12 protein-coding genes are annotated in these 13,212 nt (G+C 73.3%); 2 read left to right on the top strand and 10 right to left on the bottom strand.

The window, feature by feature from the left end; all coding sequences use genetic code 11:
• Positions 1-110: 110 nt before the first annotated feature.
• Positions 111-299 carry a DUF2795 domain-containing protein gene (locus tag AB0M79_RS27175; RefSeq protein WP_364218645.1) on the bottom strand — a complete coding sequence of 63 codons (189 nt, stop codon included), beginning with the start codon at positions 297-299 and terminating at the stop codon, positions 111-113.
• Positions 300-638: 339 nt separating this feature from the next.
• On the opposite strand from AB0M79_RS27175, the gene AB0M79_RS27170 reads away from it, so the two are divergent.
• Positions 639-1,499, top strand: a complete 861-nt coding sequence (locus AB0M79_RS27170) for a class III extradiol ring-cleavage dioxygenase (RefSeq protein ID WP_364218643.1) — start codon at positions 639-641, stop codon at positions 1,497-1,499.
• Positions 1,500-1,551: 52 nt separating this feature from the next.
• Complete coding sequence (locus AB0M79_RS27165) at positions 1,552-2,334, top strand: hypothetical protein (protein ID WP_364218641.1); 783 nt, start codon at positions 1,552-1,554, stop codon at positions 2,332-2,334.
• Between the two features lie 226 nt (positions 2,335-2,560).
• On the opposite strand, the gene AB0M79_RS27160 is transcribed toward AB0M79_RS27165, so the two are convergent.
• Genes AB0M79_RS27160 through AB0M79_RS27120 form a run of 9 tightly spaced genes read right to left on the bottom strand, consistent with a single transcriptional unit; the run spans position 2,561 to position 13,151 of the window.
• Positions 2,561-3,256 (bottom strand): hypothetical protein, encoded by a 696-nt coding sequence (locus AB0M79_RS27160; RefSeq protein WP_364218639.1) that lies wholly within the window; start codon positions 3,254-3,256, stop codon positions 2,561-2,563.
• A complete protein-coding gene (locus AB0M79_RS27155) occupies positions 3,253-4,221 on the bottom strand; it encodes an NAD-dependent epimerase/dehydratase family protein (RefSeq protein ID WP_364218637.1) in 969 nt (322 codons plus the stop codon). The genes AB0M79_RS27160 and AB0M79_RS27155 overlap by 4 nt, the downstream gene beginning before the upstream one ends.
• The gene (locus tag AB0M79_RS27150) at positions 4,218-5,519 is read right to left on the bottom strand and encodes a nucleotide sugar dehydrogenase (RefSeq protein WP_364218635.1); all 1,302 of its coding nucleotides are present in this window, start codon (positions 5,517-5,519) and stop codon (positions 4,218-4,220) included. The genes AB0M79_RS27155 and AB0M79_RS27150 overlap by 4 nt, the downstream gene beginning before the upstream one ends.
• A gap of 40 nt (positions 5,520-5,559) precedes the next feature.
• On the bottom strand, positions 5,560-6,480 hold the full coding sequence (locus AB0M79_RS27145) for an endo alpha-1,4 polygalactosaminidase (protein ID WP_364218633.1): 921 nt from the start codon (positions 6,478-6,480) through the stop codon (positions 5,560-5,562).
• The gene (locus tag AB0M79_RS27140) at positions 6,477-7,376 is read right to left on the bottom strand and encodes an NAD-dependent epimerase/dehydratase family protein (protein ID WP_364218631.1); all 900 of its coding nucleotides are present in this window, start codon (positions 7,374-7,376) and stop codon (positions 6,477-6,479) included. Before AB0M79_RS27140 ends, AB0M79_RS27145 begins: the two co-directional genes overlap by 4 nt.
• Positions 7,373-8,101, bottom strand: a complete 729-nt coding sequence (locus AB0M79_RS27135; protein WP_364218629.1) for a nucleotidyltransferase family protein — start codon at positions 8,099-8,101, stop codon at positions 7,373-7,375. The genes AB0M79_RS27140 and AB0M79_RS27135 overlap by 4 nt, the downstream gene beginning before the upstream one ends.
• 21 nt (positions 8,102-8,122) lie before the next feature.
• Positions 8,123-9,529 carry a hypothetical protein gene (locus AB0M79_RS27130; RefSeq protein WP_364218627.1) on the bottom strand — a complete coding sequence of 469 codons (1,407 nt, stop codon included), beginning with the start codon at positions 9,527-9,529 and terminating at the stop codon, positions 8,123-8,125.
• The gene (gene pelF / locus AB0M79_RS27125) at positions 9,526-10,962 is read right to left on the bottom strand and encodes a GT4 family glycosyltransferase PelF (protein WP_364218625.1); all 1,437 of its coding nucleotides are present in this window, start codon (positions 10,960-10,962) and stop codon (positions 9,526-9,528) included. The genes AB0M79_RS27130 and pelF overlap by 4 nt, the downstream gene beginning before the upstream one ends.
• Positions 10,959-13,151: a hypothetical protein gene (locus AB0M79_RS27120; RefSeq protein WP_364218620.1), complete on the bottom strand. Its 2,193-nt coding sequence runs from the start codon at positions 13,149-13,151 to the stop codon at positions 10,959-10,961. Before AB0M79_RS27120 ends, pelF begins: the two co-directional genes overlap by 4 nt.
• Between the last annotated feature and the right edge of the window lie 61 nt (positions 13,152-13,212).

Here is a 13,212-nt window from a genome sequence, read left to right as displayed (position 1 = left end):
GATCGTTTGCGGTTCAGGTGCTCGCCACGCCGTACCAGGAGTGTCTGAACCGCAAATGATCATGGCGGCGGACCGCTGGCGACCACTGGGCGGGCGAGCGCCGCAGCGGGTCACGGGTGGTCGGGCAGATCGGTGAACTCGCTGGAGGTCTTGTAGTCCGTGTCCGGCAGCGTGCGCAGCAGGTCGAGGACCGGGTGGTCGGCTCCGTTGCGCTGGGCGTAACGGATCATCTCCTGGCGGCTGGCCGGAAACTCCAGCCCCTTCAGGTACGGGCGCGCGGCGGACAGATCGGCGGTCATGGGGTATCGACTACCCCTCGGGCGCGCGCATACACGGCGTCCGCGGCGGGACCCGGGAACACGTCGGCCGGCGTCCACGGGACCCGGGAACACGTCGGCCGCGTCCACGGTTCCCACCCGTCAACATGCCGGGCCGCGTTCACGGGTGGGACCCGAGAGCAATGGCGGGTCGCGTCCGCGGCGGGACCCGCGGCGGGCCACCGCACCCGGCGCCGTACAAGATCCCGGTGATCAGGGAGTCCGCGGCCCGACGCGCCGACGACACGCGCGACCCAATCCCTGATCACGGGGATCAAGGTGGAGGTTGAGGGTTCAATTAGATGGGGCTATCGTGGGCGGGTGGTCACCTACCCGCTCGACCGGCACCTGGCCGCCGCGGTCCCGGCCAGCCGTGCCCAGCACACCTGGATCCCGGCCGACGGCCCGTTGCCCACGCTCTACCTCAGCCACGGCGCCCCGCCGCTGTTCGAGGACACCGAATGGATGGCGCAGCTCTTCGGCTGGGCGCACCGGCTGCCGAAGCCGAAGGCGATCCTCATCGTCAGCGCACACTGGGAGTCGGCCCCGCTGAGCCTGTCCAGTTCCGCCGCCGGCACCCCGCTCGTCTACGACTTCGGCGGCTTCGCCCGTCGCTACTACGAGATGACGTACGCCACGCCGGACGCGACCGCGTTGGCCAGGCGGGTGGCCGCCGCGATGCCCGACACCGAGCCGGTGCACGAGCATCGCGGGCGAGGGCTCGACCACGGGGCGTGGGTGCCGCTGAAGGTGATGTACCCCGACGGCGACGTGCCCGTACTCCAGTTGAGCCTGCCCACCCACGACCCGCACCGGCTGCTCGAACTCGGCCGGCGGCTGCGGCCGCTGCGCGACGAGGGGGTGCTCGTCGTCGGCTCGGGATTCATGACGCACGGGTTGCCGTTCCTGCGCCGCGCCGACGTCGAGGGCACCGCGGGGCCGCCGGGCTGGTCGCGGGACTTCGACGCGTGGGCCGCCGACGCGCTGGCCCGCGGCGACGTCGAGACGCTGGCCGACTACGCGCACAAGGCGCCCGGAATGCCGTACGCGCACCCGACGGTCGAGCACTACACGCCGCTGTTCGTCACCCTCGGCGCGGCCGAACAACCCGACAAACCGGTTACCACCACCATCGACGGCTATTTCATGGGACTGTCGAAGCGGTCGTTCCAGACCGCCTGACGCCGGATCCCGGCGGCCGGCACCGACCTGAGCAGCCGATCGGGGGAGAGCCGTGCGAGCCAGCGTTGCCAGCGAGTCCGGCCGGCCCGACGGGCGTAATGAGGACTGGGCAGCGGCCTCGCCGGCCGGTGTCGCGGTGGTGCTCGACGGGCTGTCCGAGGCCGGCGGGACCGGCTGCCGGCACGGCACCCCCTGGTACGTGCACCAGCTCGGCGCCCGGCTGCTCGGCAACGCCGGTGTCGCCGACCGGCCGCTGGCCGACGCGCTCGCCGGTGCGATCGCCGACGTCGCCGCCCTGCACGACGGCTGCGACCTGACCCATCCGGGCACTCCGGGCGCGACCGTCGCGGTGCTGCGGGCCACCGCCACGGCCTGGGACTACCTGGTGCTCTCCGACGCCGTGCTCGTCGTCGACGGCGGGGCCGAACCGGCCGTGGTCACCGATCGGCGCGCCGACCACCATCTCGCCGAACTGTCCGCCGTCGCGGCCGCCGAAGACGGGTCGATCACCGATCTGGTCCGCGCCCAGCAGCTCATCCGCAACCGGCCCGGCGGCTACTGGGTGGCCCAGGTCGACCCGGCCGCAGCCGGGCACGCGGTCACCGGCACGATGCCGCCCGGCCGGGGTGCGCTGCTGCTCAGCGACGGTGCCGCGCTGGCGGTGACCGACTTCGGCGCGATGGGCTGGCGGGAACTGCTCGACGTCGGGTACGCGGGCGGGCCCGAGGCGGTCATCGCCGCGACCCGTGAGCTGGAGTACCGCGACCCGGACCGTACGGTGTGGCCGCGCTACAAGCGGCACGACGACGCGACCGCGGTCCTCTGCCGGCCCTGACGGCCACGCGGCCGGCGCGCCGCGCCGCACCACCCACCGCCCCGGCCGTCCCCGGCCCGCCCCACCGGCCCAGACCGGCCCCGACGGGCCGCACCGGCCCCGACGGGCCGCACCGGCCCCGACGGGCCGCACCGGCCCCGACGGGCCGCACCGGCCCCGACGGGCCGCACCGGCCCCGGCCGGCCCCACCGGCCCCGATCAGGGCCACCCCAGGGCGGTGGGTGGATCACAGCCGCGTCAGGGCCCGGTCGCTGACGAAACTGTGCAGCCCGAACCGCCGGGCCCGCCGGCGGGCGAACTCGGCCAGCCCCTTGTCGTCGCAGTAGTCCAGGGCGTACAGGTCCAGGTCGAAGCCGAGCAGCCGCTCGGCGATCCGGGCGTGTGCCTCCAGGGTCGCCGGCGGCCACGGCGCGTACCCGGACGCGACCCAGGCCACCGAGAACGACTCGAACAGCACCCCGTCGACCAGGTCGGCGAGCCGGGACAGCAGGGCGAAGCCCCGGTTCGCCAGCAGGTAGTCCGGCCGGGCCTCCTCGCGCACCGCCGCGATCAGCGTCAGCATGTGGGGCAGGTCCTCGGGAAACGTCAGCTCGACGTTGAGCGAGTTGAGGAACAGCCCGCCGAAGCCGCCGGCCATCATCGCCCGCGCCTGGTCGACGACGTGCTGCATCCAGCCGGGGTGGCCGACGTGGACGTACCGGCCGCCCCACTCCGGGTTCCGGTCGTGCCGGTGCCAGGGCGCCGGCGGCCCGTGGTCCTCCGACAGCGACAGGTGCCCGAGCGGCTGCGTGCCGTACCGCCGCAGCCGCCCGAGTTCCTCGGCGGGGTAGGAGCCGGGCTGGAGCACCACCCGGTCGTAGCGGGCCAGCCGCTCCCACCCCGCCGTCGCGCCGTAGTAGACCGCGAGCGGCCCGCCGGTCATCGCGGCCAGAACTCCCGGTACCAGTCGAAGGTCCGCCGCACCCCCTCCTCCAGGGTCACGGCCGGCTCGTAGCCGGTCAGCGCCCGCAGCCGGGACAGGTCGGGGCAGCGGCGGGCGACCGCGCCCGCCGGCGCCGGCGCCGGGTCGAGGCGCGGGTCCACCCCGGCGGTACGCAGCACCAGCTTCGCCAGGTCGCCGATGTTGGTCTCCTCGGCGTCGTTGCCGATGTGGACGATCTCCGTCTCGCCGGTCGGAGGTACGGCCATCAGCCGCACCATCGCCTCCACGGCGTCGTCGACGTGGCAGAAGGCCCGGTGCTGGTCGGCGCCGTACACCCGGAACGGGTCCTCGCCGCGCAGCGCCCGCAGCGACAGCTCCGGGATGACGTGGTCGGCGCCCATCCGGGGGCCGTACACGTTGTGGAACCGGCCGACGACCGCCGGGAAGCCCTTGGCGCGGGCGGTGTGCACCACGGCGGCCTCGCCGAGCAGTTTGCTGATGGCGTAGCTGAACCGGGGTGCCCGCGGGTCGGCGACCACGACCGGTACGTCCTCGGCCGTCGGCACCGGCACGATGCCGAGGTCGACGCCGCCGGCGTACACCTCGCTGGTCGAGGCGAAGAACAGCCGGTTGCCGGCGTCGATCCAGTCGAGCAGGTGCAGGGCGGCGAGGCTGTTGACGCGCACCACCCGGGCCGGGTCCGACTCGACGTTGCGGACCCCGACGACGGCGGCGAGCAGGTAGGTCTGGTCGACGTCGCGCGGCAGCGCCGCCCAGGTGGCCGGGTGGGTGAGGTCGCCGGAGACGATCTCGACGCCGGGCCGGTCGCGCAGCCCGGCGAGTTCGCGGTCGTCGCGGCCCCGGGAGAAGTCGTCGACGATCGTCACCCGGTGGCCGTCGTGGACCAGCCGGCGGGCCAGGTGCAGGCCGATGAACCCGGCACCGCCGAGCAGCAGCGCCCTCACCGTGCCACCGCCGACCGGTAGCCGAGCCCGGCGTAGCCGACCCCGGCGGCGGTGATCGCCGCCTCGTCGAGGATGCGCCACGAGTCGTAGATCAGCTTGGGTCGGGCGGCGCCGAGCACCGAGTCGACCTGGATGGCCCGGTAGTCGGGGTGGTCGTTGACCACGAGTACGGCGTCGGAGTCGCTGAACGCCTTGTCGAGGCTGACCGGCTCGCCGCCGTACCGGCGGATCACCTCCGGGGCGACCAGCGGGTCGTGGCCGAGGACGGTGAGGCCGGCCGCCGCGAAGACCGGCATCATCGTCGCGATCGGGGTGCCGCGCATGTCGTCGGTGGCCGGCCAGCCCTTGTACGCCCAGCCGAGCACCGCCAGCCGGGCGCCCTCGGTCGTGCCGGTCCGTTCGCGGATCAGCCCGACGACCCGCTCGGCGACGTGGACCGGCAGGTGCTCGTTGAGTTCGCGGGCCCGTCCGACCAGGTACGGCGCCCGGTTACCGGCACTGTCGATCATGATGTACGGGTCCTTGGAGAGGCAGCCGCCGCCGACGTAGCCGGGCCGGGCCAGATCCGGCCGGGGGTAGTCGATGTTCGCCGCCCGGATCACCTCCAGCGGGTCGAGCCCGTGCCGCTCGGCGACCAGCGCGATCTCGTTGCCGTACGCGTAGATCAGGTCGGTGTGGCAGTTGTTCGACAGCTTCACCAGTTCGGCCGCCTCCAGGCTGGACACCGGGACCAGTTGGGCCGCCAGCCCGCCGAAGAAGTCCAGTCCGGCGCGCAGGCTGTCGTCGTCGAGCCCGCCGACGATCTGCGGCAGTTCGACCAGTTCGCGCAGCGCCTGGCCCTGGATGGTGCGTTCCGGCGCCATCACCAGCCGGGCCCGACCCCACGCCCGCAGCAGCACCGGCAGCACGATCGCCCGGCTGGTGCCGACCGGCACCGTGCTGCGGACCACGACCAGGGTGTCCGGGCCGCACGAGCGGGCCACCTGCTCCGCCGCGGCGGCCAGGTTGGTCAGGTCGGGCCGGTGGGTCCGCTCGTCGACCGGGGTCGACACGCAGATCACCGCGACGTCGACGGTGCCGGCGGGAAGCTCGGTGTCGACCAGGACGGTGCGGCCGACGGTCTGCGCGAGCACGTCCTGCACGCCCGGCTCGAAGATGTGCGGCCGCCCGTTGGACAGCGACTCGACCACCGCCGGCGCGGTGTCGGCGCCGTGGACGGTGAAGCCCTTGCGGGCCAGCGCGGCGGTCAGGGTGAGGCCGACGTATCCCATGCCGACGACTCCGATGGTGCTTGGCACTCGTGATCTCCTTCTGGTGGACGGTTTCGTTCGTGGCCGGTCAGGCGCAGGGTGCGCTGATCCGGTCGAGGGCGCGGGTGGTGACATAGCCCGCGAACCCGGTCTCCCGGTACCGCGCACAGGCGGCCCGGACGTTGTCGGCGTGGCTGGCGTAGTCGACCGCGAGCACGGTCTTGCCGGCCGCGCGCAGCGCCGCGGCGTGGTCGAGGTTGGTGGCGCAGAAGCCGGCGTCGCAGGGCTCGTCCGGGGCGCGGAAGAACAGTTCCTCCATGCCGACGCCGTCGACCGCGTCGAGGTAGCCGTCGTACTCGCGCAGTTCCGGGGAGTTCTGCGGGAAGACCAGCATCCCCGGCCGGCTGGCCCGGGCGTGCCCGCTGATCCGCCCGATCAGGTCGACCATCGCGCGGGCCAGGTCGTCGCGGCTGTGGCCGGGCACCAGCGCCAGGTCCAGTTCCTCGTACGCCAGCGGCGTGTCCAGGTAGATCCCGTCGAACCCGGCGGCGGCCGCCTTGTCGATCCGGGGCCGGACCACCCGGTCCCACCAGCGGGCGTCCCAGTAGCGGACGAAGAACTCCTCCGGCCAGTCCGGCCACCGGTTGAGGATCAGGTCACCGGCGTCGGCGCGCAGGCCCGGGTACTCCGGGCGGTAGGTCTCGATGGCGCCGATCTCGAAGTACGCCAGCACCACCTTGCCCGAGGCGCGCAGCGCCGCCACCTCGTCGGCGGTGAAGTAGTCGTCCCGGCCGTCGCGGGCCAGGTCGATGACGGCGAGCTTGTGCGGAGCGCGGGCCAGTTCGGTCAGCTGGCCGCCCGGGTAGCCCTGCAACTGGTAGACCCAGCTCTCGACCGGGCCGGGCGGGGACACCGGTCCGGGGGTGCGGTCCGGTCCGGTGCACCCGCCCGCGGCCAGGGCGGCGACGGCCAGCCCGGCCGCCGCCCGCCGCCACCACGTACGGCTCAACGCTCGTCCACCCCGGCCCAGACGGCCTTGACCGAGTCGGGCAGCTCGTACGCCGGCGTCCAGCCGAGCAGCCGGGCCGCCCGCGAGCCGTCGCCCCGCATCCAGTCGACGGCCGCCGACCGGCCCGGTGCCGCCGCCCGCTCCTGGATCCCGCCGGTGAAGCCGGCCTCCGCGGCCAGCAGCCGGACCAGTTCGCGGGACCGGACCGCCCGGCCGCTGGCCAGGTTGAACACCCGGGCGCCGGGGTCGGGGGCGAGCAGCGCGGCGACGACCCCGGAGGCGACGTCGCGTACGTCGACGAAGTCCCGGTGGGCCGACAGCGGCCCGAGGCAGATAGAGCCGGCGCCGGACCGCCGCGCGTCGTGGATCAGGCGGGCCGCCCGGCCGAGCATGTTCTCCTCGTGCAGGCCGGGCCCGATCGGGTTGAACACCCGCACGGTGATCCCGTCGACCTGGCCGGCGGCGCTGGCCAGGTCGAGCAGCCGGGTCGCCGCGAGGTGGCTGACGCCGTACTCGCTGACCGGGTCGGTCGGGTCGTCCTCGGTGACCGACGTGTCCGGCGGCACCCGGCCGTACTCGCCGGCGGAGCCGAGCCGGACGAACCGGAGGCCGGGGGTCGCCAGCGTGATCGCCTCGACGAGTTTCGCCGTCACCGCGGTGTTGGCCCGGACCAGGTCGTGGCCGCTGCCGGACAGCGCGCCGGTGCAGTTGACGACCGCGTCGGGCCGGGTCTCGCGCAGCAGTTCGGCCAGCGCGTCGACGGTGCCGTCGAGCAGGTCGAGGCGGTCGCGGCCGGGCCGGACGACGACGTCGACCCGCGGGTCGGCGGCCAGTACCCGGCACACCTGCCGCCCGATGAACCCGGATCCGCCGAAGACGACGATGCGCCCGCTCATACCTTCTCCTCCTGCCGGTGCCGCAGCAGGATCGGCCGCAGCTCGTCGAAGTTGCGGTTGGCCTCGTCGTAGTCCTCGGGCTGTCCGATGTCGACCCAGTAGCCGGTGAAGTCGTAGCTGGTCGGCTGCTCGTCGCGGGCGAGCAGGTCGAGGACGAGCTGGTCGAAACCGAGGGCCAGCCCGGCCGGGTACGGCGCCAGCGTGCGCCGCGACATGCCGTAGACGCCCATGCTCACCCGGTAGCGGAAGGTGGGCTTCTCGGTGAACCCGACGATCCGGCCGTCGTGCAGGTCGAGCACGCCGAACTCGATCCCGACGCTGCGCGCCGCCGTCGCCACGGTCAGCGCGCCGCCGGACAGCGTGTGGGTGTGCAGCAGGTCGGCGAAGTCGAGGTCGGTCAGGACGTCGCCGTTCATCACCACGAAGTGCTCGGGCAGCCGGTCGCGCAGGGCGAACAGCGGCCCGACGGTCGACAGCGGGACGCGTTCCTCGGTGTAGTCGACGTGCAGCCCCCAGCGGGACCCGTCGCCGACGAACGCCCTGATCAGCGGACCCAGGTGGTTGATCGCCAGGGTCACGGAGGTGAACCCGCAGGCGGAGAGCTGGTGCAGGACGATCTCCAGCACCGCGTGGTCATCGCCGATCGGGACCAGTGGCTTGGGCAGGGCGGTCGTGTACGGTCGCAGCCGTACGCCCTTGCCACCGGCCAGGATTACTGCGTGCATGTGTTGCCTCCGCCATCGTGATCATCGGTACCGCCAGGCCTGGGCGAGGATTCCGCCCAGCGCGGCGATGAGTGACACCTGCAGCAGCACCGCGCTGCCGAGGAAGAACACGGCGTCCTGGAGCGGGTCGGCGGTACCCGCCCCGATCTGCCGTGTCGTGAAGTGCGCGGCGAGGGCCACCGCGAGCGCCGCGCAGACCCGCGCGTAGCGGGCGTGGTTGGCGACGACGAAGACGAGGAAGTACGCGGCGCCGACGGCGACGTGGGCGGTGGCCAGCACCGCCCCGGCGTCGGTGAGCCGGCCGGTCGCGGACAGCAGCGCGAGCAGGACCATCGCCAGGCCGGACAGCAGCCCGGTGACGATGACGACCTCGGCGATCAGCCGGCGCCAGATCGCGGCGCCGAACTGGCGGGGGTAGCCGGTGCGGTGCAGCAGCCCGCGGGCGTGAACGCCGAAGGTGTGGGCCCGCCACTCGACCAGGCCCATGCCGGCGACCAGCGGCGCGGCCGCGACCGCCAGGTCGGCGGCCCCGGACAGGTACGGCGCGTTGGCGTGCAGCAGGAACGCGGCGGACAGTCCGGCGTACGCCAGCACGACCGGCAGCCGGGACAGTTCGGGGCGTACGGCGCGCGGGAACGACGGCTCGGGCCGGGCCGGGGCCGGCGGCCGGCCCGGGGCGGGCCGGGTGGTCCACCACACCGCGAACGCCAGCGCCGCGACGACGGACGTGCCGCCGACCGTCACCGCCGGCCCGGTGGGTACGACACCGGCGACGTACCCGAGTCCGGCCAGCACACCGGGTGCCATCACCGCGAGCAGCGCGCCCTCGCGGCGGTGGAAGAGCGCCACGGTGGCCGCCATCTGGTAGGCGAGGATCGCGACGGCCAGCAGCACGAGCGGCCAGCCGCCGGCCGGGGAGGCGACGAGCCCGGTGCCGGCGGCGACCGGCGGGCCGACCAGCGCCGCGCCGCGCAGCAGCCGGCCGGAGGTGCGGTCCAGCCCGCGCCCGAGCAGCCGGTAGGCCAGCCACGCCGAGCAGGACGCCCAGACCCAGCCGAGCCCGCCGACGGCGAGCAGCGCGACCACCATGGTCCGGCCGCCGACGAGCGCGAGCGCCACCGGGAAGAGCGCGCTGGGCGAAAGGTAGAGCAGGCCGTGCGAGATGTCGCGCAGCGCCCGGCCCTCGCCGTGGCGGGCCGTACGCGCCGACCGCTGGGCCGGGACCGGGCCGAGCCGGCGCCACACCTCCTCGGCGAGCATGAACACGTCCGCCTGGCCGTAGTCGGTCTGCGCCGACCGGTCGGTGATCCCGTCGGACTCCAGCGCCACGGCCACCTGCATCGCGTCGACCGGGCGCCCGAGCCGGGGCCGCATCCGCTCGACCAGCAGGTCCACCGGGTCGTAGTAGAGCTGTGCGGTGTCGGTCATCGGCCGGCCGCCAGCAGCGTGTCGCGGTAGATGCGCCGGTAGGCGTCGAGCGACTGGTCGACCGTGAAGTGCTCCAGCACCCGGGCGCGGGCGTCGGCACCGAGCCGGGCCCGCAGCTGGTGGTCGCGCAGCAGGTGTACGCAGGCGCGGGCGACCGCGGCCGGGTCGCGCGGCGGCACCACCATCCCGGTCCGGTCGACCGCCTCGGAGACCCCGCCGACGTTGGTGGCGACCACCGGCCGGCCGCAGGCCATCGCCTCGACCACGGTGTACGGGAAACCCTCGGAGATGCTGGTCAGGGCGACGATGCTGCCGTCGTGGTACGCCTGCGCGGGGTCGCCGGCGCGGCCCTCGAGGGTCGCCGCGCCGGTCAGGCCGAGTTCGGCGATCAGCTTCCGGCAGCTGTCGAGGTATTCGAGGCCGTCGGCCGGTGCCTCGCCGAACATCCGCAGCCGGGCGTCGGGGATCTTCGCGCGGACGATGGAGAACGCCCGGATGAGGGTGTGCAGGTCCTTCAGCGGGTCGATCCGGCCGAGGAAGACGATGGTCGGGGCCGCCGGCTCGGTCGCGGCGGGCCGGAAGCGGTCGGCGTCGATCCCGTTGTAGACGGTCGACATCCGGTCCGGGTCGGCGCCGTTGCGCAACTGCCACCGGCGGTTGTAGACGGAGTGCGGCGCGAGCGTGTCGACCATCAGGTAGCCGGCCCCGGTCAGTTCCCGGAAGAAGCTCAGCACCAGCACCTTCACCGCGTGGGGGGCGTCCTCGTCGAGGAAACCGAGGTAGCGCTCGCGCAGGTACATGCCGTGCTCGGACATCACCGACGGGGTGCCGTACCGCCACCGGGCGGTCATCGCGACCAGCACGCTCAGCCCGTTCATGGCGGCGTGGACCAGGTCGGCGCGCACCGGCGGCGCCGACAGCGGCCGCAGCATGTGCTCGAGCAGCCACAGGGCCCCGACGGCGTCGCCGAGGGTGATGCGCTCGTCGGAGTCGATGTGCAGCGCGTGCCAGGCGTCCAGCGTCATGGTCAGCGCGGTGTTCGAGGTCAGGGCGCCGGTCAGATCGCCGCCGGTGGCGGCGTACTCGTGCATCTGGCGCAGGGCCAGCAGGAACCGGTTGCGTCTGGCCTCGGCCTGGACCGGCCGCGGTTCGAGCGGGCTCAGCACGGCGCTGAGGAACGCCGCGTACGCCGCCCGGAAGTCCGCCCCGGGCGCGCCCGGCCGTGTGGCCGGGCGCGCCCCCCATAGCGGGAGCGGGGTGAGTCGGTCGAGGTTGGGCGGTGCCGGCCACAGGGGTCGTTCCGACCCGTCGACCGACAGCGCCACCATCTCCCAGCGGTGTTCGGGCAGACCACGGATGAGCTGGTCGCACCAGACGCTGACCCCGCCCGTCACGTACGGGTAGGTGCCCTCGGACACCAGTGCGATCCTCACGGGCGCAGGCTCGGGGTGAAGGTGACCGTTCCACCCGCCGTCAGCGTGACGGGCGCCGACACGTCCGTGCCGTACGTGCTGAACCCGGTCGTGCGGGCACCGCTGACGGTGACCGTGCCGGCCGCCGGGGAGGTGACCGTGACCTGGTTCGTCGCCCGGTCCCACACCGCGTTCGCGCCGGCGGTGAGCTGGGCGAAGTGCCCGGTACGGGCGGCGGAGAGCGCGCCGAGCGTGCCCCACGCCGGGTTGAGCACCGGGACCTTGTAGTAGTTGCTGTACTTGCCCAGCAGGCTGTCCAGCCAGTCGTCGAGCAGGGTCTTGCCGCTGCCGTAGTTGCGCAGGTTGGCGATGTGGAACGTGTGCGTGTAGAGCGAGCCGCTGGTCATGTGGCTCAGCGCCACGTCCGTCTCGTACGACAGCATCTGCGCGTACGTCAGGTCGGTCGGCCAGAACGGGAACTTGCCGTTGGGGCCGTAGAAGGAGTTGTAGAAGTGGGTCTGCTCGGCCGGCGTCGTCGTGTGGTACGCGATGTTCGTCGGCCAGTCGGGCACCACCCACAGCGCCGGCTCCAGCGGGTGCGCGATCGCGCAGTTGAAGCAGGACGGCTGGTGGCTGGGGAACGACATGTTGCCGTGCAGGTACTTGACGCCGGCGTTGCGGGAGGCCAGCAGGAACGCCGGGTTCGACGCCTCCAGGCCGTAGTCGGTCGGCGGGTCGACGTCGTTGTCCGGGTCCGGGTGGTAGACGCCGAGCCCGGAGTACTCACCGGTCTTCAGCACGGTCCGGTCGACGCTCAGCCCCAGCGTGCCGGCGACGGTGATGTTGTTGTTCACCTCGGCGTAGCTGGTGGCGTAGTTGGTGTGGTTCATCTCCGGGTGGGTGAGCGTGTGGTTGAGCCACCGGAACCGCGGCGACAGGCACCGGGAGGTGGCGGTGAGCTGGGCGACGGTGCCGTTGGGGTAGCACGTGCTGGGTGCGGTCAGGTCGGCGTCGCCGCCGTTGTAGGCCATGTTGATGGTGAAGTTGTTCGCCAGCGGGTAGCGCGACCGCAGCGCGGTCTGCCGGGTGTAGGTGTTGTAGGCGTCGTGCGCCGACATCGAGAAGCCGTCGGGGACGACGGTGCCGTTCGACTGGTAGTGGTCGGCCGAGTTGAACCAGTCGTCGACGTCGACGTTCAGGTAGTGCCGCTGCTCACCGAGGAACAGGCCCCGGCTGGCCCACCGGAACAGGCCGTAGACCAGCAGGTCGGCCTGGAGCAGGTATTCGTTGGAGGTGAACGAGAGCGCCAGGCGCTGGCGACCGTCGGTCGACGGGCTGAGCACGCCGAGCGTGTTGCCGCCACCGGTGAGCACCGGTGTCGCCGTGCAGCCGGCGCGCACGCTGTTGCGGTAGACGTACGAGTCGGTGATCGGGATCTGGCCGTTGGTCTTCAGGTAGTCGAAGATCTGCGAGCCGGCGGTGGTGAGCTGGCTGACCAGCGGGGTTGCGCCGACCCCGCCCTCGCTGACGCTCTGCAGGCAGTAGTCCTCCGGGTAGGTGCCGTAGCTGGCGTAGAGGACCGCCTGGCGCACCGCGTAGTCCCGCTCGTACGCCCACAGGGTGTTCCACTCGGTGCCGTCGAACGCGCTGGTCCAGTTGATGTTGTCGGGGGTGTAGAGCAGGCTGGCGCTGCTCAGCAGGATCGCCGAGTAGCGGCCGGTGCCGTCCGGGTTGATCAGGTTGGCCGCGGTCAGCGGCGTGCTGCGGGCCAGCAACACGTCGTAGGCGGCGCCGACCCGGTCGAGCGTCTTCTTCCAGGTGGCCAGCCCGAAGTCGGCGCTGTCGAGCGCGATGACCAGGGCGCGTACGCCGACCTTGTCGGTGACGGCGTTGGTGCCGGCCCGGCCGTCCGGCGACGCCCGCCGGGGGTCGGGCCCGGGCGCGACGCGCAGGCCCTTGTCGATCGGCACCGACCCGCTGACCTTGGGCAGCGGTGCCGGCGGGGTCGGGGTGGGTCGGGCCACCTCGGGCCGCTCGCCGACGCCGACCGGGGGCCGGTTGGGCTTCGGCTTCGTGGCCCCGACGGACGGGTCGCCGCCGGGTCGTACGGGGTTGTGCGCCTGTGCCGGTGTCGCGGAGAGTAGCGCCGTGCTGGTGAGGAGGGCGACGCAGCCCACCGCCAGCCGTCTGGCGCGACGGGTAGGAACCATGGGGGAACCTCCGACCGTGAGACGGGAGTGTTGGGTTTCGCCGGAGGGGACGGCGATCCGG

The organism is Polymorphospora sp. NPDC051019, from assembly GCF_040683055.1.
In the GTDB taxonomy this organism is placed as follows: Bacteria; Actinomycetota; Actinomycetes; order Mycobacteriales; family Micromonosporaceae; genus Polymorphospora; species Polymorphospora lycopeni.
Note: the sequence above shows the minus strand (reverse complement) of the source record. Positions and strands in the feature narration are given on the sequence as shown.

Excerpts from the sequence above, each read along its gene's own strand:
- AB0M79_RS27120 (WP_364218620.1), bottom strand. The coding sequence starts at position 13,151 with ATGGTTCCTACCCGTCGCGCCAGACGGCTGGCGGTGGGCTGCGTCGCC.
- AB0M79_RS27135 (WP_364218629.1), bottom strand. The coding sequence starts at position 8,101 with ATGCACGCAGTAATCCTGGCCGGTGGCAAGGGCGTACGGCTGCGACCG.
- AB0M79_RS27175 (WP_364218645.1), bottom strand. The coding sequence starts at position 299 with ATGACCGCCGATCTGTCCGCCGCGCGCCCGTACCTGAAGGGGCTGGAG.
- AB0M79_RS27160 (WP_364218639.1), bottom strand. The coding sequence starts at position 3,256 with ATGACCGGCGGGCCGCTCGCGGTCTACTACGGCGCGACGGCGGGGTGG.
- AB0M79_RS27140 (WP_364218631.1), bottom strand. The coding sequence starts at position 7,376 with ATGAGCGGGCGCATCGTCGTCTTCGGCGGATCCGGGTTCATCGGGCGG.
- AB0M79_RS27130 (WP_364218627.1), bottom strand. The coding sequence starts at position 9,529 with ATGACCGACACCGCACAGCTCTACTACGACCCGGTGGACCTGCTGGTC.